This is a genomic window from Streptomyces sp. LUP47B (genome assembly GCF_001746295.1).
GTDB lineage: Bacteria > Actinomycetota > Actinomycetes > Streptomycetales > Streptomycetaceae > Streptomyces.
Genome location: NZ_MJAH01000011.1, coordinates 266630 through 291945, shown reverse-complemented (window position 1 = coordinate 291945; position 25316 = coordinate 266630). Strand labels below are relative to the sequence as shown.

Annotated in this window: 27 protein-coding genes; 13 read left to right on the top strand and 14 right to left on the bottom strand. The window is 70.2% G+C overall.

What is annotated here, in order from left to right:
* Nucleotide 1: 1 nt before the first annotated feature.
* The 4 genes from BFN33_RS31440 to BFN33_RS31425 form a co-directional block, all read right to left on the bottom strand.
* On the bottom strand, nucleotides 2-754 hold the full coding sequence (locus BFN33_RS31440) for a TetR/AcrR family transcriptional regulator (RefSeq protein ID WP_069763536.1): 753 nt from the start codon (nucleotides 752-754) through the stop codon (nucleotides 2-4).
* An 11-nt stretch (nucleotides 755-765) separates the two neighbouring features.
* Nucleotides 766-1284: a thiol-disulfide oxidoreductase DCC family protein gene (locus BFN33_RS31435; RefSeq protein WP_069763535.1), complete on the bottom strand. Its 519-nt coding sequence runs from the start codon at nucleotides 1282-1284 to the stop codon at nucleotides 766-768.
* Entirely contained in the window at nucleotides 1281-1676 is a 396-nt protein-coding gene (locus BFN33_RS31430) for a hypothetical protein (protein WP_069763534.1), read from the bottom strand. The genes BFN33_RS31435 and BFN33_RS31430 overlap by 4 nt, the downstream gene beginning before the upstream one ends.
* 117 nt (nucleotides 1677-1793) lie before the next feature.
* Nucleotides 1794-2204, bottom strand: a complete 411-nt coding sequence (locus tag BFN33_RS31425; RefSeq protein WP_069763533.1) for a VOC family protein — start codon at nucleotides 2202-2204, stop codon at nucleotides 1794-1796.
* Between the two features lie 126 nt (nucleotides 2205-2330).
* Here BFN33_RS31425 and BFN33_RS31420 point away from each other — a divergent pair, with 126 nt between their 5' ends.
* Genes BFN33_RS31420 through BFN33_RS31405 form a run of 4 tightly spaced genes read left to right on the top strand, consistent with a single transcriptional unit; the run spans nucleotide 2331 to nucleotide 6078 of the window.
* On the top strand, nucleotides 2331-2729 hold the full coding sequence (locus tag BFN33_RS31420) for a TM2 domain-containing protein (RefSeq protein WP_069763532.1): 399 nt from the start codon (nucleotides 2331-2333) through the stop codon (nucleotides 2727-2729).
* Nucleotides 2701-3171, top strand: coding sequence for a DUF2752 domain-containing protein (locus tag BFN33_RS31415; protein WP_069763531.1), 471 nt, complete (start codon nucleotides 2701-2703; stop codon nucleotides 3169-3171). The genes BFN33_RS31420 and BFN33_RS31415 overlap by 29 nt, the downstream gene beginning before the upstream one ends.
* A 49-nt stretch (nucleotides 3172-3220) precedes the next feature.
* Nucleotides 3221-3613: a hypothetical protein gene (locus BFN33_RS31410; RefSeq protein ID WP_069763530.1), complete on the top strand. Its 393-nt coding sequence runs from the start codon at nucleotides 3221-3223 to the stop codon at nucleotides 3611-3613.
* A 2-nt stretch (nucleotides 3614-3615) separates the two neighbouring features.
* Nucleotides 3616-6078, top strand: coding sequence for a DUF4132 domain-containing protein (locus tag BFN33_RS31405; protein ID WP_069763529.1), 2463 nt, complete (start codon nucleotides 3616-3618; stop codon nucleotides 6076-6078).
* A 42-nt stretch (nucleotides 6079-6120) separates the two neighbouring features.
* Here BFN33_RS31405 and BFN33_RS31400 read toward each other — a convergent pair whose 3' ends face one another.
* Together BFN33_RS31400 and BFN33_RS31395 are read right to left on the bottom strand one after the other, a co-directional pair.
* Complete coding sequence (locus tag BFN33_RS31400; RefSeq protein WP_256122908.1) at nucleotides 6121-7407, bottom strand: M48 family metallopeptidase; 1287 nt, start codon at nucleotides 7405-7407, stop codon at nucleotides 6121-6123.
* Between the two features lie 94 nt (nucleotides 7408-7501).
* Nucleotides 7502-8287, bottom strand: coding sequence for a hypothetical protein (locus tag BFN33_RS31395; RefSeq protein WP_069763527.1), 786 nt, complete (start codon nucleotides 8285-8287; stop codon nucleotides 7502-7504).
* Between the two features lie 167 nt (nucleotides 8288-8454).
* Between BFN33_RS31395 and BFN33_RS31390 the strand changes: the two genes are divergently transcribed.
* Nucleotides 8455-9384 (top strand): hypothetical protein, encoded by a 930-nt coding sequence (locus BFN33_RS31390; RefSeq protein WP_069763526.1) that lies wholly within the window; start codon nucleotides 8455-8457, stop codon nucleotides 9382-9384.
* 289 nt (nucleotides 9385-9673) lie between these two features.
* Here the strand turns inward: BFN33_RS31390 and BFN33_RS31380 are convergent, their stop codons facing one another.
* The 6 genes from BFN33_RS31380 to BFN33_RS31355 all read right to left on the bottom strand — a co-directional run bounded on the left by BFN33_RS31380 (nucleotide 9674) and on the right by BFN33_RS31355 (nucleotide 14589).
* Nucleotides 9674-10255 (bottom strand): hypothetical protein, encoded by a 582-nt coding sequence (locus tag BFN33_RS31380; protein WP_141758007.1) that lies wholly within the window; start codon nucleotides 10253-10255, stop codon nucleotides 9674-9676.
* Between the two features lie 146 nt (nucleotides 10256-10401).
* Nucleotides 10402-11181 carry a succinate dehydrogenase iron-sulfur subunit gene (locus BFN33_RS31375; RefSeq protein WP_069763523.1) on the bottom strand — a complete coding sequence of 260 codons (780 nt, stop codon included), beginning with the start codon at nucleotides 11179-11181 and terminating at the stop codon, nucleotides 10402-10404.
* On the bottom strand, nucleotides 11181-12935 hold the full coding sequence (gene sdhA, locus BFN33_RS31370; RefSeq protein ID WP_069763522.1) for a succinate dehydrogenase flavoprotein subunit: 1755 nt from the start codon (nucleotides 12933-12935) through the stop codon (nucleotides 11181-11183). The genes BFN33_RS31375 and sdhA overlap by 1 nt, the downstream gene beginning before the upstream one ends.
* A 19-nt stretch (nucleotides 12936-12954) precedes the next feature.
* A complete protein-coding gene (locus tag BFN33_RS31365) occupies nucleotides 12955-13437 on the bottom strand; it encodes a succinate dehydrogenase hydrophobic membrane anchor subunit (protein WP_069763521.1) in 483 nt (160 codons plus the stop codon).
* A gap of 5 nt (nucleotides 13438-13442) precedes the next feature.
* On the bottom strand, nucleotides 13443-13823 hold the full coding sequence (sdhC, locus tag BFN33_RS31360; protein ID WP_079141096.1) for a succinate dehydrogenase, cytochrome b556 subunit: 381 nt from the start codon (nucleotides 13821-13823) through the stop codon (nucleotides 13443-13445).
* Between the two features lie 253 nt (nucleotides 13824-14076).
* The gene (locus BFN33_RS31355) at nucleotides 14077-14589 is read right to left on the bottom strand and encodes a 2-oxo-4-hydroxy-4-carboxy-5-ureidoimidazoline decarboxylase (protein WP_069763519.1); all 513 of its coding nucleotides are present in this window, start codon (nucleotides 14587-14589) and stop codon (nucleotides 14077-14079) included.
* A gap of 155 nt (nucleotides 14590-14744) precedes the next feature.
* Between BFN33_RS31355 and BFN33_RS31350 the strand changes: the two genes are divergently transcribed.
* The 4 genes from BFN33_RS31350 (at nucleotide 14745) to BFN33_RS31335 (ending at nucleotide 18561) form a co-directional block, all read left to right on the top strand.
* Nucleotides 14745-16397, top strand: a complete 1653-nt coding sequence (locus tag BFN33_RS31350; RefSeq protein WP_069763518.1) for a family 20 glycosylhydrolase — start codon at nucleotides 14745-14747, stop codon at nucleotides 16395-16397.
* Between the two features lie 123 nt (nucleotides 16398-16520).
* The gene (locus tag BFN33_RS31345; protein ID WP_069763517.1) at nucleotides 16521-17285 is read left to right on the top strand and encodes a DUF4328 domain-containing protein; all 765 of its coding nucleotides are present in this window, start codon (nucleotides 16521-16523) and stop codon (nucleotides 17283-17285) included.
* A gap of 87 nt (nucleotides 17286-17372) precedes the next feature.
* Complete coding sequence (locus BFN33_RS31340) at nucleotides 17373-17876, top strand: hypothetical protein (RefSeq protein WP_069763516.1); 504 nt, start codon at nucleotides 17373-17375, stop codon at nucleotides 17874-17876.
* Nucleotides 17877-17952: 76 nt separating this feature from the next.
* Entirely contained in the window at nucleotides 17953-18561 is a 609-nt protein-coding gene (locus tag BFN33_RS31335; protein ID WP_069763515.1) for a hypothetical protein, read from the top strand.
* A 27-nt stretch (nucleotides 18562-18588) separates the two neighbouring features.
* Here the strand turns inward: BFN33_RS31335 and BFN33_RS31330 are convergent, their stop codons facing one another.
* Entirely contained in the window at nucleotides 18589-19050 is a 462-nt protein-coding gene (locus BFN33_RS31330; RefSeq protein WP_069763514.1) for a DUF1877 domain-containing protein, read from the bottom strand.
* A 177-nt stretch (nucleotides 19051-19227) separates the two neighbouring features.
* Between BFN33_RS31330 and BFN33_RS31325 the strand changes: the two genes are divergently transcribed.
* Entirely contained in the window at nucleotides 19228-19665 is a 438-nt protein-coding gene (locus tag BFN33_RS31325) for a hypothetical protein (protein ID WP_370743328.1), read from the top strand.
* A 74-nt stretch (nucleotides 19666-19739) separates the two neighbouring features.
* Nucleotides 19740-21212, top strand: a complete 1473-nt coding sequence (locus tag BFN33_RS31320; RefSeq protein WP_069763512.1) for an MFS transporter — start codon at nucleotides 19740-19742, stop codon at nucleotides 21210-21212.
* A 4-nt stretch (nucleotides 21213-21216) separates the two neighbouring features.
* Here BFN33_RS31320 and BFN33_RS31315 read toward each other — a convergent pair whose 3' ends face one another.
* Nucleotides 21217-23430, bottom strand: a complete 2214-nt coding sequence (locus tag BFN33_RS31315) for a peptidoglycan recognition protein (protein ID WP_176742503.1) — start codon at nucleotides 23428-23430, stop codon at nucleotides 21217-21219.
* Between the two features lie 272 nt (nucleotides 23431-23702).
* Here BFN33_RS31315 and BFN33_RS31310 point away from each other — a divergent pair, with 272 nt between their 5' ends.
* Together BFN33_RS31310 and BFN33_RS31305 are read left to right on the top strand one after the other, a co-directional pair.
* Nucleotides 23703-24320, top strand: a complete 618-nt coding sequence (locus BFN33_RS31310) for an RNA polymerase sigma factor (protein ID WP_069763510.1) — start codon at nucleotides 23703-23705, stop codon at nucleotides 24318-24320.
* Complete coding sequence (locus tag BFN33_RS31305; protein ID WP_069763509.1) at nucleotides 24317-25159, top strand: hypothetical protein; 843 nt, start codon at nucleotides 24317-24319, stop codon at nucleotides 25157-25159. The genes BFN33_RS31310 and BFN33_RS31305 overlap by 4 nt, the downstream gene beginning before the upstream one ends.
* The last annotated feature ends 157 nt before the right edge of the window (nucleotides 25160-25316 follow it).

The window sequence follows — 25316 nt, the reverse complement described above, 5'->3', positions numbered from 1 at the left end:
ACTACGCCTTCCTGCCGGGGTCCGGCATCACCTTCGTCATCCCCGGCAGGAAGTCCGTGAACAGTTCGTGCACCTCCCGTACCAGTGGCCTGAGCACCCGGAACCGGGCCAGCGACACGCCCCTCGCGGTGAGCTTGGCGCCGCGCTCGGCGAGCCGGTAGCTCCGCTCGCGGCCCTCCGTGCGGTCGAAGATCCAGTACAGGACGAGCCCCATCTGGGACAGCCACATCAACTCGGGCAGGATGTCCCGGAGTTCATCGGGCACTTTCGTCTTGGTCGCGCCCCGCAGCACCTCGCGGTGTACGGCGATCGCCTCCACGCGCGCGGGCTCCGACTCGGGCGAGAACGGACTGAGGGGGCTGTCGGGATCGGCGGCGTTCTTGAAGAACTGCACCGCGAACTCGTGGTACGGCTGCGCGATGTCCAGCCAGACCTTCAGCACGCCCGCGAGCCGTGCCTCCAGGTCGCTCTCCCGGGCCAGGACCTCCCGGACCGCCGCCTGGTGCTCGGCGGCGATCCGGTCGTAGAAGCCCTGGATCAGGTGCTCCTTGCCCGCGAAGTAGTAGTACGCGTTGCCGACGGAGACCCCGGCCTCCTGGGCGATGGCCCGCATGGTCGTCTTGTCGTACCCTCGCTCCTGGAACAGCCGCATCGCCGTCTCCAGGATCAGCGCGCGCGTCTGCTCGGACTTGCTCGTCTGATCGGACTTGCTCGGGGTACTGCCCTCGTCGGGGCCGTCGTTGTTCGCAGGCACGGAAAGAGAGCCTAACCAGTGGCGCGGCCGCCGCTGTCGCACCCCGGTGGGGTGTGGACCCAGCCCCGGCCGGGGTCGTACGCCCAGCCTTCCGAGCGGCGGTACGCAGGGCCGCCCCACTGACCGCCCTGCCACTGTGCCCCCCGCCACTTCGCGGCGGCGAGTACCGCGCCCTTCGCGAGCCGTGCCCCGGACGGGGTGCTGAGCCGGTGAGCGAGCGGCCGGTGCTCGCGCAGCGCCCACAGGGTCACGATCCAGGCGGCGGTGTCGCGGTAGACCTGTCCCGCGTCGCCGACGACGGTGATCTCCTCCAGGGTGGCGCGGTGATCGAGCCCCGGGAACCTCAGCCGGGCCTCCTGCGACCCGGCCGGCACCAACTCCAGCGGCACCAGCTGCGGCTGCCGTACGAGCCAGTCGCGCAGGAAGGCGCACAGGGAGCAGTCGGCGTCGTACAGGACGGTGAGCCGGCGGATGGGGGTGCGGTCCGCCGGGACGCCCGCACCGCCCGTGGCACCTGTCGGGCCTGTCATGCCCGGACCCAGTCCTGCGGCGCGACCGGCGGCACCTGCTCCCGCTCCATGGCGCCCCGCCTGCGGATCCGGTTGAGGACGTACACATTGGCCAGATGCATCACGCCAAGCACCAGCAGCACCACGCCCAGCTTGGTCGACAGGGCCTCGAAGACGCCGCGCGTGTCCTCGATCGTCCCGTCGCCACTGAGGTAAAGGGCGACGAACCCGAGGTTCACGAGGTAGAAGCCGACCACCAGGAGGTGGTTGACGGCCTCGGCGAGCTGCTCGTTCCCGCGCAGCACGTCGGCGAGGAAGATCCGGCCGTTCCTGCTGAGCGTGCGGGCCACCCAGACGGTCAGGGCGATGCTGACGACCAGGTAGATGACGTAGGCGACGACCGTGCGGTCCATGCGCCTCCCCCTTCTTGAACGCGTTCAAAACGTTGACAGGGCAGACTCTAGACCTGCTTTTGAACGTGTTCAACTCGCTTGCGGAGAGGTCTGCGTCACGTGTGCGTCCGTGAGCCCTCAGGCTCGCCGGCCGAGCTCGGGACGCTTGGTGTAGTCGGTGAACCCGAGGACGTTCCCCCAGGGGTCGGCGACCTCGACGGTCCACCCGGTGACCACGGAGAAGGGCTCGTCGAGCAGTTCGAGGCCGGCCGCGCGCAGCTCCCGGCCGGCGGTTCTGGCGTCCGGCACCTCCAGCCACACGCGCGTGGCGGGCCACGGCGGCGGCCGGTGCCCGAGCGCCTCCTCCTGTCGGAGCAGGATCCCGGGCGTCTCGCCGCCGACCTTCAGCTGCGCGATCCCGGCCTCGTCGAGCCTGAAGCCCACCGTGAAGCCCGCGCGCTCGTAGAAGGAGACGGCCTCGCCGAGGTCCCCGACGGGCAGCAGCACGTTGTCGAAACCGAGCAGTTCGTACGACTGGTCATCTGACATGTCGTCAGATTAAGCCGGGGCTGACGGAACGGGCTTCTGCGACGCGGTGTCCGTCGGGCATGATGACCGGGCTCATTGTCTTTTTTTCGCGGGTCCTCCCGCTTCGGTCCCCAGGAGCAGTCCCCCTTGAGCGAGCAGCAGGGTCACGAGCAGCAGGGCCCCCAGCAGGGCCCCCCACCCGGATATCAGCAGCAGGGCTATCCGCCACCGGGCTACCCGCCTCCCGGCTATCCGCCGCCGGGCTACTACCCGCCCCCGGGGACGTACACGGGAGACCCCAACGCCCCCTACGGCTACGACCCGTACGGACGGCCGTACTCCGACAAGTCGAAGGTCATCGCGGGCATCCTCCAGCTCACCCTCGGCGGCTTCGGGGTGGGACGCTTCTACCTGGGCAATGTCGGGATGGGACTCGCACAGCTCTTCACCTGCGGCGGCCTGGGCATCTGGTCGCTGGTCGACGGCATCCTCCTGCTCACCGGGAACGACCACACCGATGAACACGGCCGGATCCTCCGAAGCTAGCGCGGAGGGCGCCGCGCCCGCCGGGACCGCTCCGGCGGCGCCCTGGTCCTCCGCACGACGCTCCCCGCTCCGCCACCCCGCGACGGCACCCTCGGCGGTACTCGCCGCGGGAGCCGCCGGTGCCGTGTACCTCTACCGCACCGACCCGCACGACCCCGGCCACCTCCTGCCGCAGTGCCCGTTCCGCATGCTCACAGGCCTGCTCTGTCCGGCCTGCGGCGGCACCCGCATGGTGTACGACCTGATGCACGGCCACTTCACCGAAGCATGGCTGGACAACCGGGCCCTGCTGCTCGCCTCGCCGTACGCCCTGATGCTGCTGGGCCGTTGGGCGTGGGAGGGCCTGCACGGCCGCCGCTGGCGCCCCACGCTGAGCCCCCGGGCGCAGGTGGTCGTCCTCGCGGTGGCCGTGACGTGGACGGTTGTCCGCAACCTCGTGTGAACCCTCCGAGCAGGGCCCGTTGTCAGTGGTGTCTCGTACTGTCCTCGGTATGGGAATCGTGATGTTCGTCGACGAGACGACGAGCGGGAGCCGTAGCGACGGCTGGGGTCTGGAGATCGCCGAAGAGCGGCTCGCCGTGCGCGAGTTGATCCGCCGCCGGGTCTTCCAGGAGGTCGCCGAGTACAACGCGCGAACCCCCGCCGTCTTCCAGGGCCTGGTCCAGCCAGAGAACACCGAACGCGTGCTGAACGGCTACGCGTTGCGCACGCCCCGCCGCTTAGACCCCCAGACCCAGACCGAGCTCGCCCTCAAGGCCTTCGCGGGCAACGGCTTCCTGGTGCTGGTCGGCGACCGTCAGGTGACCGAGCTCGACGAGGAGATCGACCTCGTGCTCGGCACCGAGGTCACCTTCCTCAAGCTCGTCCCGCTGGTGGGTGGCTGACCATGGGCGAGATCCAGAAGTACAAGGACCTGATCCGGCAGCGTGCCGCCGACGGTGACCTGGAGGAGCTCGCCGCCGACCTGCTCAGGGCCGCGGTCGCCAACAAAGGCAACTGGGCCGGCCTGTGGGACGGCGTACTGGCCCGGCTGCTCGAACTGCCGCCGGACGCGCGGTCACGGATCGCCGACGGCCTCGTGACGCAGTACCACTCGGACCAGGCGGGCCCGAACGCCCGGCAGAACGCGCTGATCCTGCTGGGAATCGTCTCCCGGGACCTGCCGCCCCACGACCGCCTCACCGCGGAGCGGCTGTCCCTGCTCGACGGGATCTCCCGGCAGCACTCCTTCTGGTGGGGCGCCCGCTACGAGAACCTCATCGAGGCCGAACTGGCCGCGGGCCGCCCGGTCGCGCCCGCTGTCGTCGCCACGGTCCGCCGCTCGGTCCTCCACGCCTACCAGAACGAGGACCTGCCCAGGACGGCCAAGAAGCTGACCGAGCCGCCCCTCAACGTCGGGGAGGCGTGGGCCGAGGAAGCCCTGCGCGAGACCGGCCCCGCCTGGCAGCGACTCCTGACCCACATGACGACCGCCACCGCGGCCAAGCCTTCCCTCAAGTGGGACGAGCAGGCAGCCGCCCTGGTCGACCCGCTCGGGCCCGACCGCGTCCGCGAGGCGGTGATCCGCTGGCTCGCCCTGGTCGGCCGCCCCCGCACCTTCGAGCTGGAGCGCGGGCGGTACGAACCCGACGTCAACAGCGCCTACGACCCCTACAACGCGAACGCCCTGCGCGGCCTCGCCTGGCTCCTCTCCCTCCTCCCGGCCCACCCCGACACCGCCCGCGCCCTCGGCGCCCTCGTCGAGACCTCCCTCAAGAAGGTCGCCGGCCTCGGCCCGCGCAACCCGAAGGTCGCCAACGCCGGTGTCAACGCCCTCGCCCGCATCGACAGCGAGGCCGCCCTCGCCGAACTGGCCCGCCTGGCCACCCGGGTGACGTACAAGAACACCGCCAAGCTGCTCGACGCGGCCCTGGAGGCACGCGCCGTCGCCCTGGGCCTCAGCCGCGAGGAGATCGAGGAACTGGCCGTACCGGCGTACGGCCTGACCGAGGTCGGACGCGCGGAGCACCGGCTTGGCGAGAACACGGCTGTCCTCGAAGTACAGGGCACCAAGGCCGTGTTGACCTGGAGCAACGCGAGCGGGAAGCCGGTCAGGAGCGTGCCGGCTGCCGTGCGACGGGACCACGCGGAGGAGCTGAAGGAGCTCAAGGCGGCCGTCAAGGACGTCGACAAGATGCTCTCGGCCCAGAGCGAGCGCCTGGACCGCCAGTTCCTGGCCGACCGCACCTGGTCCTACGACACCTGGCGCGAGCGCTACCTCGACCACCCCCTCGTCGGCACCCTCGCCCGTCGCCTGCTGTGGACGGTCGACGGCACGACGGCCGGATACGCCGACGGCTCGCTGCGCACGGTCACCGACACCCCGGTCACCACAGGCACGGAAGTCCGCCTCTGGCACTCGGTGGACCACACCCCCGCCGAGATCGTCGCCTGGCGCGACTGGCTGGAACGCCATGAGATCACCCAGCCCTTCAAGCAGGCCCACCGGGAGGTCTACCTGCTGACGGACGCGGAGCGCATCACCGGCACCTACTCCAACCGCTTCGCGGCCCACGTCCTGCGCCAGCACCAGTTCCACTCCCTGGCGGCGGCCCGGGGCTGGCGCAACAGACTCCGCCTGGCCGTCGACGACGAGGCCCCGCCGGCCGGCCGGGACCTCCCGCGCTGGGGCCTGAGAGCCGAGTACTGGATCGAGGGCGAGGGCGGCGAGGACTACACGGACATCACCGACTCCGGGACCTTCCTGCGCCTGCGCACCGACCAGGTCCGCTTCTACCCGATCGGCGCCCCGGAGAACTGGGCGCACTGCGCCGGCGGCGAGTACCGCATGTGGCTGCGCGACGGTGCCGAGCCGGTGGACCCTCTGCCCCTGACGGAGATACCGCCCCTGGTCCTGTCCGAAGTCCTGCGCGACGTGGACCTGTTCGTCGGCGTGGCCAGCATCGGCAACGACCCCACCTGGCAGGACGGCGGCCCCGGCGGCCGTTTCCGCGAGTACTGGACGTCGTACGGCTTCGGAGAGCTCAACCAGAGTGCCGAGACCCGCCGTCTCCTCCTGGACCGCCTGATCCCGAGGCTCGCGATAGCCGACCGATGCACCCTGGAGGGCCGCTTCCTCCATGTGAAGGGCGACCGCCACACGTACAAGATCCACCTCGGCTCGGGCAACATTCTCCGCACCCCGAACGACCAGTACTTGTGCATCGTCCCGAAGTCCAACCCGTCGGCACCGCAGGCCGGTTACCTCCCCTACGAGGGCGACCGCATGCTCGCGGTCATCCTCAGCAAGGCGATGATGCTGGCGGACGACACGAAGATCACCGATCCGACGATCCTGAGCCAGCTGTGACCGGCCGGAGCGGGGGGCGCGGTCACAGACTGAAGGAGGCCGTCACAGGTTTCCGTAACCGTCCCTGACGACTTCACGGGCCAGCGTCCCGCGTACGTCCGCCAGCTCACTGGCGATGCGCTCGGTCCGGGCGGCGTCCATCGTCACCGAGGCGGGCACCGGCGTACCGTCCAGCAGGAGCCGCCGGCGCAGATGGGTCGGCGGGTGGCTCGCGTCGACGCTGTGGCCGCGCAGTGCCCCCACCCGGCGCTGACGTTCGAACTCGGACTCCGGGACGGAGTCCAGATGGGCGACGAGCGCTTCCCACAGGCCGTCGGCGTTCTGCTTGCCGCCCCGGCCCGTCCCGCGGAGCCGGCGGCTGTTGGTCTCGCGCTGCAGGGTGGTGACGATCGAGTCGGTGACCATGAGGCGGTCCATCAGACCGACCGCTCCCTCGGTCGACCCGGTGCGCGCCGCCGTCGCGTCGGCCAGATACTCACCGCGCTGGGAGGCCCGCGCGGTCAGCTGGTCGAGCAGTGCCATGACGCCGGTGATGAGCAGGCGGAGCGGGACGCACGCCAGGTTGGTGATGGCCTGGACCACGTTCGGGTTCGGCATCGGCTGGACGTAGTAGAGCCAGGTGCTCAGCGACCTGAAGGCGGTTCCCACGACCATGCCGTGCCGGGTGTCGCCGTGGGTGAAGTGGCCGAGCTCGTGGCCCAGGAGCGCTATCCGCTGCTGGGGGCTCAGCACCTCCCACAGCGGCAGCCCCAGCGTCAGGAGCCGGCGCCGCAGCCCGAGATGGGTGACACTCGCGTTGGCGTCGACGTCGACGACGACGGCGTCCACGCTCCGGGTGCCCAGGCCGGCGGCGACCTCGTCGACGAGCGCGAACAGCTCGGGCGCGTCGCCTCGCAACAGGACACGGTCGTCATCGGACAGCCGGTTCAGCCGCGGCCGCAGCGACCAGGCAAGCGCCAACAGGAACAGCCCGAAGACCATAGCGAGCCCGCCCCAGCCACGGACCAGGCCCCACAGGCCGACCGCGGCCAGAACGACGGTCAACCCGTGCACGGTGAGCGCGAGCGCGTAGGCGAGCGGACCGGACCAGGTGAGCCCGCTCCCGCTCCCCTTCCCGCCCCCACCCCTCAGCTCGTCGAACAGCCGCGCGCCGTACCGCTGCGCCAGCCCGCGGCGCACCCTGTCCAGCCCACGCTTCTGCTCGCCGGGCCCCTGCGGGTCCACGTTCCACTCACAGGCGGCACACCACGTGGTGAACCGTCTGTCCGTACGGATCTCCACCCCGCACTGCGGGCACGGCGACACGATCTCTTCTCCAGCGGTACGCACCGCTGCCTCCCCTGTCCCCCGGCCCCTCCCCAGAGGCCCCAGTGCATGACCGCCGAAGTGGATCACGCCCGCTGCGCCAGGCGCAATCCCAGGTTCAACTCCCGTTTTCGCAACCGCCAACGCGCCGTGTGCCGAGCGCGATGTCGTCCATACGGATGTCGTACGACGACGGCGTCGGGTCGCCCTGATAGAGCTGCCAGCCCAGCTTCAGCTTGTCGAAGGAGGGAAAGACGAAGTCGTCCGAGGTCCCCCCGTGCGCCCTCGTGGACACGGTCAGGTCGGACTGCTCCACGCCGCCCAGGTACACGGTGACCCGGTTGTCGGTGGCGTCGAGATGGAACTCGACGCACTGCCAGGCCCCACCTACGGCCGGCGCGGAGGTCTTCCAGGAGGTCCAGTCCCCGGTGGGCCCGAGATCGGACCCGACGCCCCAGAAGTTGCCGCGATCGGTCGGCGCGTACTGCCCACCGATCGGCCGTACCAGCGTCGCCGAGCGCGCCCCCGACGCCTCGGCGATGGTCCAGTGCGCCCAGTCGGGCGCCGTGGGGAAGCCCCCGACCCGCAACCGCACCCGTCCCCAGAAGCTGTTGCCGGGCGGGGAGAGCTCATCGAACACAAGGAAGGCCCGACCGTTGCCCTCGGTACGAATCCGCAGCTCACGTCCATGCCCCGTGGCGCTGGGGACAACGGTCAGCGTGCCGCCGGCCGTATCGGTGCTCCAGCCACGTCCCTCGGCGACCGGCCCGAGGGGGAGACGATCGAAGTTCTCCCTGGCCAGGGTTCCGTGGGGAGCGGGGGTTGCGGAGGCAGTGGGGGGTGTCGCGAGCAGTACCGCTGCGGCGGCGCACAGCGCGGCGGCGGATTTCCTCAGGAGTGCCATGGTGGCAGTCTGCGACCGGCGCCCCACAAGTAACAACAATCACATGGGACTTGACCGGTGCCGGCCACGCGCGTGGCTTGATCGCACCACGCACCCTCCCTGCTCTCTGCTTGACACGGCGCTTCATACTGAACAGCGCTCAGGGGCCTACGGGGAGGGCGAGCTTCGTGCGACGGGTGCTGTCGGTGCGTTTCGCGCCGTGCGCGCTGTTCGTCGCCGGGGTGCTCGCGCTGGTGCGGGCGGGGAGTTTTTCAGGGCGGAGCAACTGGAGAGCGTTGAGGCCGCAAGGGCCGGAGGCCGCGCTGGGGGTGATCCTGGCGGTCGTTGTCTGCGCGGCACTGCTCGGGCTGCTGGTGCAGCCGTTCCAAGTGCGTCTAGTGCGCGTTCTGGAGGGTTACTGGGACCGCTGGGTACTCACGGCCAGGCTCGCGGGGCTCTTGGCCCGGCTGCAGCGCAGGCGCTGGCAGGCACTCCACCGGCGGGCTCACGGCCAGACGGGCGGGGACCGGGAGCTGCGCCTACGCGCGGACGCACGCCGCCGACTCGCCGCTCACCCGCCGGCCCACGTCCTGCTGCCCACGGCACTCGGTAACGCCCTGCGCGCCGGGGAGCTGAGCGCGGGTGAACGCTACGGTCTGAGGACGCTGAGCTCCTGGCCCCGCATCTACCTGCAGGTCTCCGATCGCATGTCCGAGGTACTCCGCTCGACCCGGGACGCACTCGAGACCGCGGTGAATTTCTGCTGGGCGTTCCTCGCCCTCATGGGGGTCGGGACAGCCGCCCTGTACGACGAGCCGTCACAGTGGTGGCTGTGCGGAGCCGCCCTGGCCCTTGCCGCCGTTTCGTACAAGGGCGCTGTGACCGCGGCGCAGGCGTACTCGGGCCTCATGCATGTGGTGTACGACCTGCACCGCTTCGACCTGCTCGACGCGTTGCACTACCCCCTGCCCGCGGACCGCGCCTCCGAGGAGGTCATGTTCTCCGAGGTATCGGACCTGTTCGCCGGGGTTCGGCGACAGGACCGACGGTACAACCACCCAGGGGGCTGGACCTCAGAGTCGTCGGCGCAGGATCGTGACGATCCCTCAGCGTCCTAGTACTCGGGAAGGATCGCCTGCACCTTCCTGAGCTCCGCCCTGAGCTGATCGGGTGTGCTGAGGGCGACGACGGCTGGTGGAAGACACCTGAAGGCACAGGTCGTCCTGTGCAACTCATGCGCCCTCGACTGGTGGATGTACAACCGCAGCGCTTCGGCATCACGCCGCTCGACAGTCTGGTACCACTTCTGCAGATCTCCGTGCCCGAAGATTCCGTGGAAGATCTCTTCGCATCCGCCGCACAAGTGCGCGACAGGAGGTTCGCCCGGCAGTGTCACGTCGTACAACGTCACTTCGTTCCTCCGTCCAGGGATTTCTGCTTGTCCGGGCGCTTCCTGAACTCCCGGAAGAAGAGGTGATACATCCACCAGGCCTCGCCAAAGGCGCCCAGCAGTGCCAGGCCGGTGGCGATCCAGCGCCAGGCGGCTTGATCTCCGCCAGGGGGAACCAGTACCGATGTGATCGCGAAGATCAGCAGCATGGTGCCCGCATTGAACGCGATCACCGCGCGTTGGTTGCGGATCTTCCACTGGATGAAATGTTTCTCGCGCTCGGCCAGCGCTCGCGGGCCGCGCTTCAGTTCGTCCTCCGTGTACCAGGCCTCGAGCGTCTGCCTGTTGTAGAGGAACCGGCGTGCGTCCGCGCCCACCTGGATGCTCGCGATCAGGGTGATGGACGCCGAGACGACGAGGAGCAGTGTCGCCCCTGGCCAGCGGAACGTGCTGTCATCGACGACGACGACACCGAGCAAGGTCAGTGAAGCGCCCGCGAGTAATGGCGCAGCCACTGTCTGGGTCGCGGCCGAGGCTTCCGCATAACCGAGCGGATACGGAACGCCTGGCCATATGTACGGTTCTTTGCTCCGCTCCATGAACCGCCCCCCACTTATTGGGCATTGTGCCCGGAGTGTGACAGGCGGAACGAAGTATTCGGTAGAGGGCGAATTTTTGCCAGATATACCAGAGGGCCCTGTTTCCCAAGTGAAGGAAGCAGGGCCCTGATGCAGAGCTGGAAAGATCAGTAACGCCGAGTGATCAGCGCCCTCTTCACTTCCTGGATCGCCTTCGTGACCTCGATCCCGCGCGGGCAGGCGTCCGTGCAGTTGAACGTCGTGCGGCAGCGCCACACGCCGTCCCGGTCGTTGAGGATCTCCAGTCGCTGCTCGCCCGCCTCGTCACGGCTGTCGAAGATGAAGCGGTGGGCGTTGACGATGGCCGCCGGGCCGAAGTACTGGCCGTCGTTCCAGAAGACCGGGCAGGACGACGTGCAGGCAGCGCACAGGATGCACTTCGTCGTGTCGTCGAAGCGCTCGCGGTCCTCGGCCGTCTGGAGGCGTTCGCGCGTCGGCTCGTTCGTGTCCTTCGTGATGAGGAAGGGCATGACGTCGCGGTACGCCTGGAAGAACGGGTCCATGTCGACGACCAGGTCCTTGAGGACCGTCAGGCCCTTTATGGCCTCGACCGTGATCGGCTTCTCGGGGTTGATGTCCTTGATCAGGGTCTTGCAGGCAAGGCGGTTCTTGCCGTTGATCCGCATGGCGTCCGAGCCGCAGATGCCGTGCGCGCAGGAGCGGCGGAAGGTCAGCGTGCCGTCCTGCTCCCACTTGATCTTGTGGAGGGCGTCGAGGACACGTTCCTTCGGGTCGATCTCCAGCTGGAAGTCTTCCCAGACCGCTTCCGCCGAGACCTCGGAGTTGAAGCGGCGGATACGGAAGGTGGCCGTGATGTACGGGGAGTCGGCGAAGCCGGGCTCGGGTGTGCCGGCCGCGTCCGCCTTGTCCAGGGTCGGGGTTGCCATCAGTACTTACGCTCCATCGGCTGGTAGCGGGTCTGGACGACCGGCTTGTAGTCGAGACGGATGGACTCGGCGCCGTCGTCGCCCACCTCGCGGTACGCCATGGTGTGGCGCATGAAGTTGACGTCGTCCCGGTTCGGGTAGTCCTCGCGGTAGTGACCGCCACGGGACTCCTTGCGGGCCAGCGCGGAGACCGCCATGACCTCGGCGAGGTCCAGCAGGTTGCCGAGCTCGATCGCCTCCAGCAGGTCCGTGTTGAAACGCCGGCCCTTGTCCTGGATCGAGACGTTCAGGTAGCGCTCGCGCAGTTCCGCGATCTTCTCGACCGCCGTCTTGATCGTCTGCTCGGTGCGGAACACCATGACGTTCGCGTCCATGGTCTCCTGCAGCTCGCGGCGGATGACCGACACGCGCTCGGTGCCCGTCGCGTCCCGCAGCCGTTCGACCTGCGCGATGACCAGCTCCGCCGGGTTCTCCGGCAGCTCGACGTAGTCCGCCTTCTGGGAGTACTCGGCGGCGGCGATACCGGCCCGCTTGCCGAACACGTTGATGTCGAGGAGCGAGTTCGTGCCCAGGCGGTTGGCGCCGTGGACCGAGACACAGGCCACCTCGCCGGCCGCGTACAGGCCCGGGACCACCGTGGTGTTGTCGGCGAGCACCTCACCCTCGACGTTCGTCGGGATGCCGCCCATCGCGTAGTGCGCGGTGGGCTGGATCGGGATCGGGTCCGTGTACGGCTCGATACCGAGGTAGGTACGGGCGAACTCCGTGATGTCGGGCAGCTTCGCGTCCAGCTGCTCCGGCGGGAGGTGGGTGAGGTCCAGGTAGACGTGGTCACCCTCGGGACCGCAGCCGCGGCCCTCGCGGATCTCCGTGTAGATGGAGCGGGACACGACGTCACGGGACGCGAGGTCCTTCATGACCGGCGCGTACTTCTCCATGAAGCGCTCGCCGTCCTTGTTGCGGAGGATGCCGCCCTCACCGCGGGCGCCCTCCGTCAGCAGGATGCCCATGCGCCAGATGCCGGTCGGGTGGAACTGGAAGAACTCCATGTCCTCCAGGGGCAGGCCACGGCGGTAGACCGCCGCCTGGCCGTCACCGGTCAGCGTGTGCGCGTTCGACGTCACCTTGAAGAACTTGCCGCAGCCACCGGACGCGTAGATCACGGCCTTCGCCTGGAAGACGTGGATCTCGCCGGTCGCCAGTTCGTACGCCACGACACCGGCCGAGCGCTTGACGCCGTCGACCTCGGTGATCAGCTGGTCCAGGACGTAGAACTCGTTGAAGAACTCCACGCCCTCCTTGACGCAGTTCTGGTACAGCGTCTGGAGGATCATGTGGCCGGTGCGGTCGGCCGCGTAGCAGGAGCGGCGGACCGGCGCCTCACCGTGGTTACGGGAGTGACCGCCGAAGCGGCGCTGGTCGATCGTGCCGTTCGGCGTGCGGTTGAACGGCAGGCCCATCTTCTCCAGGTCGAGGACCGAGTCGATGGCCTCCTTCGCCAGGATCTCTGCGGCGTCCTGGTCGACCAGGTAGTCACCGCCCTTGACCGTGTCGAAGGTGTGCCACTCCCAGTTGTCCTCCTCCACGTTGGCCAGCGCGGCGGCCATGCCGCCCTGCGCGGCGCCCGTGTGGGAGCGGGTGGGGTAGAGCTTGGTCAGCACGGCGGTGCGGCTGCGCTTCGTCGACTCGATGGCCGCGCGCATGCCCGCGCCACCGGCGCCGACGATGACGGTGTCGTACTTGTGGATCTTCATGATTCTCGCAGCCCCGTGCCTAGCGGATGTTCGGGTCGAAGGTGAAGATCACCAGCGTGCCGAGCAGGATGGTGAACACCGTGGCGGTGTAGAGCAGGCCCTTCAGCCACAGGCGGGTGTTCGGGCGCTCCGCGTAGTCGTTGATGATCGTGCGCAGGCCGTTGGCGCCGTGCAGCATCGCGAGCCACAGCATCAACAGGTCCCAGACCTGCCAGAACGGGGACGCCCAGCGGCCCGCGACGAACGCGAAGCCGACCTTCGACACGCCGCCGTCCAGTACCAGCTGGATCAGCAGGTGGCCGATGACCAGGACGACCAGCACGATGCCGGACAGGCGCATGAACAGCCACGCGGCCATCTCGAAATTGCCACGGGTCGAGCGAGGCGTCTTCTTCGTGCGCTTGCGCGGGGCCTCGATCAGGGGCGCCGGGTTGTCGACGCCGTAGCCGGACGCGCCCTCTACGGGGCCGATGCCGGAAGCGGTGGTTTCAGTGGTCGCCATCGGTGTCAGCTCCCGAACAGTTCACGAGCGGCGTGGCCGAGGACGGGGTAGATCGCCCCGAGCATCAGCACGACCCAGATGCCGGCCACGGCCCAGAACATCTGCTTCTGGTAGCGCGGGCCCTTCGACCAGAAGTCGACGGCGATGACGCGCAGGCCGTTGAGAGCGTGGAAGAGGATGGCGGCCACGAGGCCGTACTCCAGGCACGCGACGAGCGGGGTCTTGTACGTGGACACGACCTTGTCGTAGTCCTCGGGGGAGACACGGACGAGAGCGGTGTCCAGCACGTGAACGAACAGGAAGAAGAAGATGAGGACGCCGGTGACTCGATGAGCCACCCAGGACCACATTCCTTCCCGGCCGCGGTACAGCGTTCCAGCCGGCACGGAAGTCCCTCCGGGAGCGGGGTATCGGGGCCAGCCGGCTTGTGCTGTCGGTCGGGCCCGGCCGGGTACGGTCCACCGGCCCCCAGCATCGTAGCGATGCGCTGCCGCTGGGCTTACCCCGGGCCTACCTGTGTGATCAAAGTGGCACGCAGATGGGGGTACTCGACAGCTATTGGGGTGGTCTGAGCTGTTATGTGCCGGGTGCGGCGCCGTGGGGGCCGGTCGCGCCCACGCGGCGGCAGCCGCACATCGACTACCGCCCCGCGCCCCTCAGGGCGGACACCAGCCGGCCCCTCGCGATGCGGCGGAGTTCCTCGGCCGCCACCACCCGTTCTTCCTCCGGATCGTTCGTCAATCGTGACCGGATGCCCGCCAGGACGTGATCCAGCGCCTCTGCCGGGGGCAGGCCGTCCAGGCAGATGACGAAAGCGTGTCCGAAGCGGGCCTCATAGGCCGCGTGGGCCGCGTCCATGGCCATGTGGGCCGCCGAGTAGACCCCGTCCGGCAGCGCCGGCAGGGACTCGGCCGCCAGGGCCTCGGAGAGATCCGCCACGGTCAGGTCGTACGCCGCCTCGTCCGACGCGGCCAGCAGGGCGTCCACGGTCGGGTAGGGGCGGTGGGCCGCGACCCGCTCCGCCCAGCGGAGGCTGTGCAGGCAGTCCAGGAGAAAGGGCCTGGCCTCGTCGGCGGGCGCGATGTTGAAGGCGTCCAGGACGGTGGGCAGGGACGGTATGGCCAGTCGGCCAGGAGAATGTGTGGGCGTCACGTGTGTTTCGGCAGGGGAAGCTGTGAGCGGTGTGACGCCACGCTATCGAGAGTGGACATGATCTGTCCGACGGATGCCCGAATTTCACCCGGACGGGGGCGTTTCGGTACGGGTGCAGGACGCGGTCCTCCCTCACCAGGCCCTAGGTTGACAATGTGAGCCAGCACAGGAAGCGAACGGAGAAGCAGACGCGAGGGCTGATCGCGGGGGCGGTCGTCGTCACCGTCGCGGTCGGGTTGGGTCTCGGTCTGTGGGCGGGCGGCGACAGCGACCCGGCCGGATCGGCCCGGTCCCAGGCCGAGTCACCCATGGGCGGCAGAGCGGAAGGCTCCCCGGCCCCTTCGAGGGCCCCGAATCCGGCCCCCAGCCCCACCCGGTCGTACCCGCTGTCCACCACACCCCGCACCATCCCGGCCGTCCGCGCCCACACCCCGGCGCGCGGTCCTGGCTGGCGTCCCGCCCCCGGCCGGCGCGTGGTCGTGAACGACGCCGGCCTCGCCGACGAGGGGCGTCTGCTCGCCGGTGAGCTGGGGCTGACGTACGCCGGACGGAAGAACGACGTACGCGCCGGGGACGTACGCCTCACGGTCAACGGCGGCAAGGGCGCGAACCCGGAGTCGTACCGCATGACCGTGGGCGGCGGGCGGGTCGTCATCAGCGCGCCGGGCGACGCGGGGGTGTTCTACGGCACCCGCACGCTCAAGCAGGCGGTGCACGGTGGCGGTACGGCGCCGGAGGGCGTCGTGCGCGACGAGCCGGCCAAGCCGGTGCGCGGGTTCCTCCTGGACATCGCGCGCAAGAACTTCACGGCCGGCTGGATCGAGGACCGGGTCCGGGAGCTGGGCGACCTGAAGTTCAACCGGCTCCAGCTGCACTTCTCCGACGACCAGGCGTGGCGGATCGAGTCCGACTCGCACCCGGAGATCGTGTCGAGGCAGCACCTGACCAAGGCGCAGGTGAAGAGGATCGTCGCCCTCGCGGCCCAGCGGCACATCGCCGTGGTCCCTGAGATCGACTCGCCCGGACACCTGGGGGCCGTCATCGCCGCCCACCCGGAGCTCCAGCTGCGGAGTGCGGCGGGGAACGCGGCGCGCGGGGCCGTCGACATCTCCAACCCGGCTTCCGCCAGGATCGTCGACGACCTGCTGAACGAGTACGCCGGTCTCTTCCCCGGCGCCGACTGGCACCTCGGCGGCGACGAGTACCGCGCGCTCATGGTGTCCGACCCGGCGGCGACCTACCCGCAGCTCGCCGCCGCCGCCAGGAAGGCCTACGGCGCCGGTGCCACCGTCGAGGACCTGACCACGGGCTGGCTCAACGACCGCGCCAAGACCGTCCGGGCGCACGGCAGGGCCCCGATCGCCTGGAACGACGGCTTCTTCCGGGGGACGTCCGTCCGGGCCGCCGACGACATCCGGGTCGGGTACTGGACGGGCAAGGAGATCGGCGCCCGGCAGCCGCTGGAGTATCTGAGCGAGGGGCGCACGGTCGTCAACTACAACGACAAGTTCCTCTACTACGTCCTCGGGCAGCCCAACCAGTTCTACTATCCGACGGGCCGGCGGATCTACGAGGAGTGGACCCCGAGGGTCCTGCGCGGAACGACTGCCGTCCCCGCGAAGTACGACGGCCAGATCCTCGGCGGGTACTTCGCGGTGTGGTGCGACTTCCCGAACGCGCAGACGCAGGACCAGGTCGCGGCAGGCATCCGGATGCCGCTGCGGGCGACCGTGCAGAAGCTGTGGGACCCGGGAAAGCCCGCCCTGACCTGGACGCGGTTCAAGGCGCTCGGGGACCGGCTGGGCTGAGGTGCCGGGGATTCCTGTGGACGTACGGGCCCGTCGAACCGTATGTTCCGCATGCCGCGCGTGAGGCTCTGGGGAGAAACCCGCGCGGTCTGCTGATCATCCGCACCTCGGGGGGACCTCACCATGCTCTGTACACGCTGCCATCACTTCGAAGCGGCGCCGGACGGCGTCCTGTGCACCCAGTGCACCGCCCCGGCCGGATTCCAGTCCCCACCCGTCGGCGCGCCGAAGCTCTGGCTGCGCTCGCCGGTCGGGCTCGGGCGCGCCACCGCGGTGCTGCTCGCGGTGGCCGCGGCCGTCGACGTGTTCGCCCTCGGCGCGGACTTCCTGATGTACGACGTCACGGGCGATGTCGTCGGCGGCGACCTCGGGGACGATGTGCTGGACCGGGCCGACCTGGCGGACACGCTGACGGCGGTGGCCGCCTCCGCACAGGCCGCCGTGCTGCTGGCCTGTGCCGTGGTCTACGTGATCTGGTTCTGGCGGGTGCGGGTGAACGCCGAGGTGTTCGCCCCGGACGGACACCGCAAGGCGCGCGGCTGGGTGATCGCCGGCTGGGTCGTGCCGTTCGTCGGCTTCTGGTACCCGCGTCGGATCATGCTCGACGTCTGGGACGCGAGCAGCCCCGAGGGCAGGCCCAGGGGGCATGCGCTGGTCAACGCCTGGTGGACGCTGTGGCTCCTGACGACCGGCGCCGGGCGGTTCGTGTCGAGCATGGCCGGGGAGGCCGACACCTCCCAGGAGATCCACGACTCCATGCCGCAGATGATGTTCGCGGACGGTGTCGACCTCGTGGCCGCCCTGTTCGCCGCCGCCGTCGTGCTGCGGCTGACCCGGATGCAGGACGAGAAGGCCCACCAGGGTCCCGCCGTGCCTGTCGCGGTGTGACGGATTTGGTCCATCCTGCTGCGAACTGCCGTACGAATGTGGTCTATTCGGGCTCGAGCCGTACCGAGCAGCCAGGGGGAACCGGGGATGGGCTACTGGGGTTACTTCGTCGTGGGCCGCGGGGAGCGGCCGCTCGCCGAGCTGGACGCGCTGGCCGGGGCCGAGGGCATGGTCCTGCGCGAGTCGGCGCCCGGCGGATGGCAGGTCTGGGAGTACGCGAACGGCGAGGGCGACGTCGGGAACATGAACGCCCTTGCCGTGGAGAGCGGTTCGCCCGCGCTCTTCGGATACGTCATGGACAGCGCGTCGGTCGTCCTGGAGGCGGCGGGGCCGGAGAGCGGGGCCTGGACGACCTGTCTGGCCCGTTCCGCCATGGCCGCGTACATCGGGGGCGGCGAGGAGGGGCTGACCCTGGAGGACTACTTCCTCGAACCCCGGGACGCGGCCGCGCGGGCCGTCGCCTGGGCGGCCGAGGCGGGGCACGAGGTGGCGGAGGAATCGCTGTTCGACGTACTGAGCGCCGAACCCGACCTGTTGGCCGAAAACCTCTTCTTCCGTATGCTCGACCGGCTCGGCGTGGTGCCCCTGTGACACTCCCGGGCCATCGCGCGCAGTAAGGGGAAGTGCGGGTTCCGTTAGGGAATACCGCTCGGCGAGGGAGGCGTGGATGAGTCTGGTGGAGCTGATCGGCCAGGCCGACGAACGCGGACTGGCCGTCAGCGGGTTGGCTTGTTTGGATCGCTGCGTACCGCTGCTCGGTGGCGACGACGAGGTCCTGCGGCCCCTGTGGGCGGGGCTCGCGGACGACGCCGGGGCCGCGGAGTGGGGCGAACGGCTGGAGCAGGTTCGAGGCAAGCTGGGCGGGGAGTTCGGGGCAGGCGACGGGGAGGCGGATGCGGGTGGCTCCGCTGTCCTCTCCGGTTCCGGTGAGGACGAGGCCGTGCTGCTGGCCCGCCGGATGCTCTCCGCCGCGCCGGTCGAACGGTCCGCCGCCGGGCTACGGGTGTGGGCCGACGCCTGCTCGGTCGCCGCGCTCCGGATCCACCGGCTGCTCGACCCCCTGAAGGACGCCGGCGACTCGGTCGAAGCCCGCCGTGAGGGACGTACGGAGGGCATGTCCCCGCTCGTCGCCGCCGAACTGCGCCGCCAGATCACCGTCCTGGAACTCCTCTCCGGCCACGGCCCGGCAGGCCTGCGCCCGGCCCTGGAGGTGTCGACGGAGGGCCGCCGGGTGCTGCGCGCGGTGGTGTCCCGGAGGAGCCGGCGGCGGGGGTGAGGGTGGGCGGCTCAAGGGAGGAGCGGCTCAGTGGACGATCCACTTGACCACCGCGTCCCCGTACCGCGCCGTCTGGTCGTAGAACGCCGTCAGATCCCGGTGCGCCGCCGCGAACACCCCCCGCGCCTCCCGTTCCGCGGCCGCCCCGCCGTGTCTGGGCAGCAACTCCTCGCGGACGACCAGCCACAGGGCCTCGAAGTCGGCCGAACCGAGGTACGCCGAGACGCGGTTCGCCCGGGCCGCCGTCAGGAGCAGGAACGGGGGCTTGTCGTGGTCGCCGGGATAGACCGGCAGTCCGCCGAGGACCACCTCGGCGCCGGCGTAGAGAAGTTCGTGGTCCAGGTAGGACTTGTCCAGCACCTCCTCCCGATGTCGTCCGATGCGTTCGCGGACGGCGTCCCAGTCGTCCTCGAACAGCCGTTGCATCCAGTTCGCGCTGTTGCGCAGGGCCGAGGGCGGCACCGCGCGGAGATGGAAGTAGTCGCTCATCAGAGACAGGAGCGCAGCGGCGGGGTGAATCGTCACTCTGGCGTCAACCTCGCTACCGAGAGGGTCCTGTGACCGTCCCGGGAGGGATACGGCGAAGGTGGGTCGGTCCTGCACCGGTCCGCGCGAAGTCCCCGATCCGCGTGACGAAACACCTCGCTGAGACGCTTTCCCCAAGTGATGACTGATGTGACGGCTCATGCGACCGCTGATGTGACGACCCGCCAGGCACCCAAGCCGGCGACCAGGCCCTCCGCCGCGACCAAACCCGTGCGCTGGGCGGCCGACGCGGTGTCGGCCCTGCGCGAGGGCGCACGCGTCCGGCTCGACTACTCGGCGCAGAGCCTGTGGCGCGTCGACCGGCTGATCGAGGAGATACGGCGGGAGGGGGCGCCGTACGCCGCCGTGGAGACCGTGCTGCGCGGGCTCGGCGCCTACGCCGGTGAGGTGGTCGTCCGCCAGACGGGTGCCGAGTGGTGGAACAGCGGCGGTGACCACTGGGTCCGTACGCCCGACGGACGGCTGTGGGACCCGGTGGACGAGGCCCGCCGCTGCTTCGCCGGGGACGGCTCGCTGCGACTGCTGTGCCGGGATGCGACGGGTGCCGTGCGGCGCTGACCGGAGACGCAAAAAAACCGTAATAAGAGACGCTGCCGTTCCCAAAGGGGCGTCGGCAGGCGCACGATGGGGTCATGGCCGACAACCGTCGTTGGTGGGCGCTCGTGGTCATCGCGCTCGCCCAGTTGATGGTCGTGCTGGACATGACCATCGTGAACATCGCCCTGCCGTCCGCCCAGGCCGACCTGAACATGTCGGACGCGAACCGGCAGTGGGTGATCACCGCCTACACCCTCGCCTTCGGCGGGCTCCTGCTGCTCGGCGGCCGGATCTCCGACCTCGCCGGGCGCAAGACCACCTTCATGATCGGGCTCGTCGGCTTCGCCGCCGCCTCCGCGCTCGGCGGGGCCGCGACCGGGCAGGGGATGCTGTTCGGGGCACGCGCCCTGCAGGGCGTGTTCGCCGCGCTGCTCGCGCCGGCCGCGCTGTCGCTGCTCGCGACGACCTTCACCGAACCGAAGGAGCGGGCGAAGGCCTTCGGGGTGTTCGGGGCGATCGTCGGGGCGGGCGCCGCGATCGGGCTGCTCGCGGGTGGACTGCTCACCGAGTATCTGGACTGGCGCTGGTGTCTGTACGTCAACGTGCCCGTCGCGCTGGTCGCGTTCGCGGGCGCGTGGGCGATCCTCGCGCCCGGCGGACGGCACCCCGAGGCCCATCTCGACGTGCCGGGCGCGCTGCTCGGCTCGGGCGGCATGCTGGCGCTGGTGTACGGCTTCTCCGAGGCGGCGTCCCGGGGTTGGGGCGACGGGCTCGTGGTGACCCTGCTGGTCGCCGGAGTTGTGCTGCTCGCCGCCTTCGGGGTGTGGCAGACCCGGGCGCGGGTGCCGTTGCTGCCGATGTCGGTGGTCAAGGACAGGCAGCGCGTGGGCGCCTTCCTGACCGTGCTGTTCGTCACCGTCGGGATGTTCGGCGTGTTCCTCTTCCTGACGTACTACCTCCAGGGCGTCCTCGGCTGGTCGCCGCTGAAGACCGGGCTCGCGTATCTGCCGATGACGGCCGCGATGATCGTCGGCTCGACTCAGATCGCCGCACGGCTGCTGAGCAGGGTGCCGCCGAGGACCCTGATCGTGCCCGGACTGCTCGTGGCCGCGGGCGGGTTGGCGATCATCGCGCAGGTCGGCGTCGAGCCGGCGTACGTCTCCCATGTCCTGCCCGGCATGCTCATGCTGGGTCTCGGCATGAGTACGGCGATGATGACCTCCATCTCGCTGGCCACCGGCAGCGTCGCGCCGCGTGACTCGGGGGCGGCCTCGGCGACCTTCAACACGGCCCAGCAGGTGGGCGGCTCGATCGGTACGGCCCTGCTGAACACGATCGCCGCGAGCGTGACCGCGACCTACCTGACCGCGCACGCCGGACCCGGCGTCGACAAGCGGCTGCTGCAGGCCGAGGCCACGGTGCACGGCTTCAACGTGGCCACCTGGTGGGCGTTCGGGGCGCTGCTGCTGGCCGCACTGATCGCGGGAGTCGTCGTGAACGCGGAACGGGCGCCCACTCCCCAGGGTGCTGGGGAGCGGACGCCCGAGCCGGTGGACTCGCTGGGCTGAGGCCCTACTTGATGTAGACCAGGCCGTCCGTCGTGATCGTCGGGCGGCCGCTGGTGCCGACCACCACGATCTTCACCGTGTGCTTGGCGCTGCTGGACCACGACTTGGTCCAGATCGCCTGCCGGTAGGCGGTGGTGGAGGACTTCAGGTCCACGGTCGCGACCTTGGTGCCGTCCACGTACACGTACGCCTGCCCGGAGGTGGACGCCCGCGAGACCACCCACGCGGCGGACTTGCCGGTGAACGTCCAGGTCAGGCTCGCGTTCTTGGAACCGCTGGAGTACGACTTGCCGCCGAGGTAGCTGGTCGACGAACGGGTCGTCCAGCTACCGGACTTCGTCGCCGAGGTCTCCTGAAGGATCATCGGCGTGTACGAGGGGGACGACGTACGAGTGTTGCCCGCGACGTCGTACGCCTTCATCGACCAGGTGCTCGCGGTGCCGGGCTTGGCGGTACGGCTGGAGCTGGTGGTGGTCGGGCCGAAGGTGGCCGTCGTCGGGGACAGCAGGCTCACCTGCTTCAGGGCCTGGGAGTCGGCTGCCTTCCAGCCGAGGGTGACCGGGGCGGCCGTGGTGGTGACCGTGCCGGTGCGCAGGGTGATCTTCGGCGTGGTGGAGAAGGTCGGCGCGGTGGTGTCGGTGACGACCGTCAGCGCGGTGGTCGCAGGAGTGGTCTTACCGGACTGGTGCACGGCCCGTACGGCGACCTTGTGGCTGCCCGCGGCCAGGGTGGTGGCGGCCGAGGTGGCCGTACCGGGCGCGGTGGCGACGACCTTGCCGTCGACCAGCAGCTCGAACTTCGAGATCAGCGAAGCCGGCGTGGTGGCCGTCCACTTCGCGGTGATCGCGCCCTTGGTCCAGTATGTCGAGCCGGACAGGACCGCGCCGGTCAGCGAGGTGAGATTCAGTCCCTGCACCGGGCCGGACGCCCAGGCGCGGATGGTCGGCAGCTGGGCGTAGAGGGAGGTGCCGGGGCACTCGGTGGCGTAGCCGTCGCGGTGGCCGGAGACCCGGTTGAAGGTGTAGAGGCTGCCCGCGGTGAAGCTCGTACCGGCGAGGTTCTTCTGGGTCGCGCCCGCCTTCAGCTGGACCGTCGAGTTGGGGTCGACACCGTACTGGCCGAGCTTCCAGGCCGTGATCCGGGCGACCGAGGTGAGAGCGGCGTTCGAGGCGCCCGCGTCGGTGAAGTTGCCGAGGACCGCGATGCCGGTGGACTCACGGTTCCAGCCGTAGGTGTGCGCACCGAGGACCGGCAGGTCCACGCCCCCCTTGCGGCCCTCGAAGATGGTGCCGCACTTGTCCACGAGGAAGTTGTAGCCGATGTCGTTCCAGCCGTTGGTCTGCGTGTGGTACGCGTAGATGCCGCGCACGATCGCCGCGGAGTCGGCGCACGAGTAGTCGTTGGAGCCGTCCGTGTGGTGCACGAAGACGGCCTTCACATCGGCGTTGTACTCCGACGGGTCGGGGCTGAGCGACTCGTCGGCGCCCCAGCCGGCGCGGGAGACCATCGAGGGCTCGGGGGCCGTCGACGGGGGCGCGGTGGGGATGGTGGCGGTGGGCGAAGGTGTGGCCGTGGCGGTGGCCGTAGCCGTGTCGGTCGGGGTCGCGGTCGGAGAGGCGGACGCGCTGTCGCTGACCGTCGGTGTCGGTGTCGGCGTGGGCGTGGGCGTCTCGTCCGCGGCGAACGCCGCCGGGTCCGTGTCGTCGCCCGCGTTCTTCTGCTCCGCGGCGGTCGCGATGCCCGGGTCGACGAGGTTGACCTCAAGTCCCTTGGGCAGCCCGGCACTTGTGGTGCCGTCCTCGTGGACGACCTGTACCTGCACGCCGTCCGAGGGGCCGACCCACAGCGGTTCGGACGCACCGCGGGCGCCCTCGCGCTCCTCGGGGTCCTCCGGCGGGTCGATGTTCGTCTCCAGGTCCTGCCAGGCGGTCCACTCGCCCGTGTCGCTGCTGCGGGTACGGACCTGCGCCTTGCCCTCCAGCGGTTTGGTCACCCCCGTCCAGGAGACACCGAGCAGCGAGAACTCCTTGGTCTCGGTGCGCGGCAGCTCCCGCTTGCCGGCCGCGGCGCTCTTCAGCGCCAAGTCGTAGACCTTCACCGGCCGCTTGGGCTGCACGTCCCCCGCGGCGTCGGTCGACGGACTGGCGACGGCGTAGGTCGCGATGCCGCCGCCTCCCAGAACCACCGCGCCGAGCGTCAGCCACGCTCGCCGCTTCATGCTGAGCGGTCTGTACGCACGGCTATTACGACGACTCACTACCCCACCCCTGAATTTGGTCACAGAAACACCACCTGTCACACAGGTGGCACCTATACAGCGTACGAACTCTGCCAGCTGTCACAGGTGTTCGAGTGCGGGTGCCCGGGATGTCCGACCCGCTGTGACACTTCTGTGAGGTCCGACGCTGTTGACCGTGGGGGACATGGGCAAGGGCGTGACCGTGCCGGACGGTGCGGAATCGCCACGAACCGGTACGGACAGGAAAGTTCTTGGGCCAGGGAGGGGAACCCCGCCGCGTGCAGGCCTACGACGGGGAACTGGGCGCGGCCGTCGCGCGGGCCCAGGAGGGCGACGAGGCTGCCTTCGCGGTCGCCTACCGGCTGGTGCAGCCCGGACTGCTCGGGTATCTGCGCGGGCTGGTCGGGGAGGACGCGGAGGACGTGGCGTCGGACGCCTGGCTGGAGATCGCCCGGGACCTGGGCAGGTTCAAGGGTGACGGGGCGGGCTTCCGCGGCTGGACGGCGACCATCGCCCGGCACCGGGCCCTGGACCATCTGCGCCGGCAGCGGGTGCGGCCCCGGTCGGCGGCGCTGGAGCAGGACATGCTGGACCTGCCCGGCCCGCACAGCACCCACGACCAGGCGCTGGAGTCCCTCTCCACCGAGTACGCCCTCGAACTGGTCCGGGGGCTCCCGCGCGACCAGGCCGAGGCGGTGTTGCTGCGGGTCGTCGTCGGACTGGACGGCCCCGCCGCCGCCCGCGTCCTCGGCAAGCGCCCCGGCGCGGTACGCACCGCGGCGTACCGGGGACTGAAGCGGCTGGCGCACCAGTTGGGCGCCGAGAGTGTGACGGATGAAGGCCCCCGGACGCTGGGGGAGTCGACATGACAGGCGAGGACGCCACATCGGACAGGAACGGACACGACATGGGTGACGAGCGGAGCGGCGATGCCCCCGGCCGTCGGCATGCGCGTCCGGAGGAGACCGCGCGGGGCCGGACCGCGGGGGACGGGCGGCAGCCGTACGACGAAGCCGCCCACGACGGCACCGCCCTCGCGCCGAAGGCGCCGTACGACGACGGTCCCCTCGAGGCGCTGCTCGCCGCGGCCCTCCGTGGTGAGAAGTCCGACGGCGAGGCGGAGCGGCGGGCCGTGGCCGCCTTCCGGACGGCGAGGGACACCGGGGCGCACCGGGCGCGGACCCGGCGGCGGGACGACTGGCGGCCCCGCCCGCAGCGGCGCCGGGCACGTTCGCTGAAGGCGACGCTCTCCGTGCTCCTCGCGAGTCTCACCCTCGGCGGTGTCGCCTACGCGGCGATCGGCTCGGCTGGCGGCGGCGGGGCCAAGGGCGCCGCGGACGGCAAGGACGTACGCCCGAGCGTCTCGGCGAGCACCCCGGCCGAGTCGCACAGCAGCGCGAGGCCCACCACGTCGGCCCCCGCCGCCCCTGCCGAGCGCCCGCCCACCGCGAAGGACACGCTGGCCCACTGCCGCGCCTACGAGAAACTCCGGGGCCGGGGCAAGGCGCTGAACTCCACGGCGTACCAGCGGCTCGTGACGGCGGCCGGTGGCGAGGCGAACGTGAGCGCCTACTGCGCCACGCTGACGGGTACGGGGGCGGCCGACGCGAATGACACCGCGGACGCGGCGGACGCGAAACCGGGGCAGCAGAAGGGCAAGACGAGCGGCCCGCAGAACGCGGACAAGAACAAGTCCAAGAAGGACTGACCCGGCACGGGTGGACCGCGGAGACGGCCGGAGCCGCCACCCCCCACAGGAGAGGCCCCGGCCGTCGCGCGGCACGGGCCGCGCGGCGGCCCGTACTTTCTTCAGCGCCGTGGGTGCGGTTTCTGTCACACCCCGCAGTGCCCACCTCGGATCACGA

Excerpts from the sequence above, each read along its gene's own strand:
- BFN33_RS31435 (WP_069763535.1), bottom strand. The coding sequence starts at position 1,284 with ATGACAGGCCCGACAGGTGCCACGGGCGGTGCGGGCGTCCCGGCGGAC.
- BFN33_RS31430 (WP_069763534.1), bottom strand. The coding sequence starts at position 1,676 with ATGGACCGCACGGTCGTCGCCTACGTCATCTACCTGGTCGTCAGCATC.
- BFN33_RS31425 (WP_069763533.1), bottom strand. The coding sequence starts at position 2,204 with ATGTCAGATGACCAGTCGTACGAACTGCTCGGTTTCGACAACGTGCTG.
- BFN33_RS31415 (WP_069763531.1), top strand. The coding sequence starts at position 2,701 with ATGAACACGGCCGGATCCTCCGAAGCTAGCGCGGAGGGCGCCGCGCCC.
- BFN33_RS31410 (WP_069763530.1), top strand. The coding sequence starts at position 3,221 with ATGGGAATCGTGATGTTCGTCGACGAGACGACGAGCGGGAGCCGTAGC.
- BFN33_RS31405 (WP_069763529.1), top strand. The coding sequence starts at position 3,616 with ATGGGCGAGATCCAGAAGTACAAGGACCTGATCCGGCAGCGTGCCGCC.
- BFN33_RS31395 (WP_069763527.1), bottom strand. The coding sequence starts at position 8,287 with ATGGCACTCCTGAGGAAATCCGCCGCCGCGCTGTGCGCCGCCGCAGCG.
- BFN33_RS31380 (WP_141758007.1), bottom strand. The coding sequence starts at position 10,255 with ATGGAGCGGAGCAAAGAACCGTACATATGGCCAGGCGTTCCGTATCCG.
- BFN33_RS31375 (WP_069763523.1), bottom strand. The coding sequence starts at position 11,181 with ATGGCAACCCCGACCCTGGACAAGGCGGACGCGGCCGGCACACCCGAG.
- sdhA (WP_069763522.1), bottom strand. The coding sequence starts at position 12,935 with ATGAAGATCCACAAGTACGACACCGTCATCGTCGGCGCCGGTGGCGCG.
- BFN33_RS31365 (WP_069763521.1), bottom strand. The coding sequence starts at position 13,437 with ATGGCGACCACTGAAACCACCGCTTCCGGCATCGGCCCCGTAGAGGGC.
- BFN33_RS31345 (WP_069763517.1), top strand. The coding sequence starts at position 16,521 with ATGCTCTGTACACGCTGCCATCACTTCGAAGCGGCGCCGGACGGCGTC.
- BFN33_RS31340 (WP_069763516.1), top strand. The coding sequence starts at position 17,373 with ATGGGCTACTGGGGTTACTTCGTCGTGGGCCGCGGGGAGCGGCCGCTC.
- BFN33_RS31335 (WP_069763515.1), top strand. The coding sequence starts at position 17,953 with ATGAGTCTGGTGGAGCTGATCGGCCAGGCCGACGAACGCGGACTGGCC.
- BFN33_RS31330 (WP_069763514.1), bottom strand. The coding sequence starts at position 19,050 with ATGAGCGACTACTTCCATCTCCGCGCGGTGCCGCCCTCGGCCCTGCGC.
- BFN33_RS31325 (WP_370743328.1), top strand. The coding sequence starts at position 19,228 with ATGACTGATGTGACGGCTCATGCGACCGCTGATGTGACGACCCGCCAG.
- BFN33_RS31320 (WP_069763512.1), top strand. The coding sequence starts at position 19,740 with ATGGCCGACAACCGTCGTTGGTGGGCGCTCGTGGTCATCGCGCTCGCC.
- BFN33_RS31315 (WP_176742503.1), bottom strand. The coding sequence starts at position 23,430 with ATGAAGCGGCGAGCGTGGCTGACGCTCGGCGCGGTGGTTCTGGGAGGC.
- BFN33_RS31305 (WP_069763509.1), top strand. The coding sequence starts at position 24,317 with ATGACAGGCGAGGACGCCACATCGGACAGGAACGGACACGACATGGGT.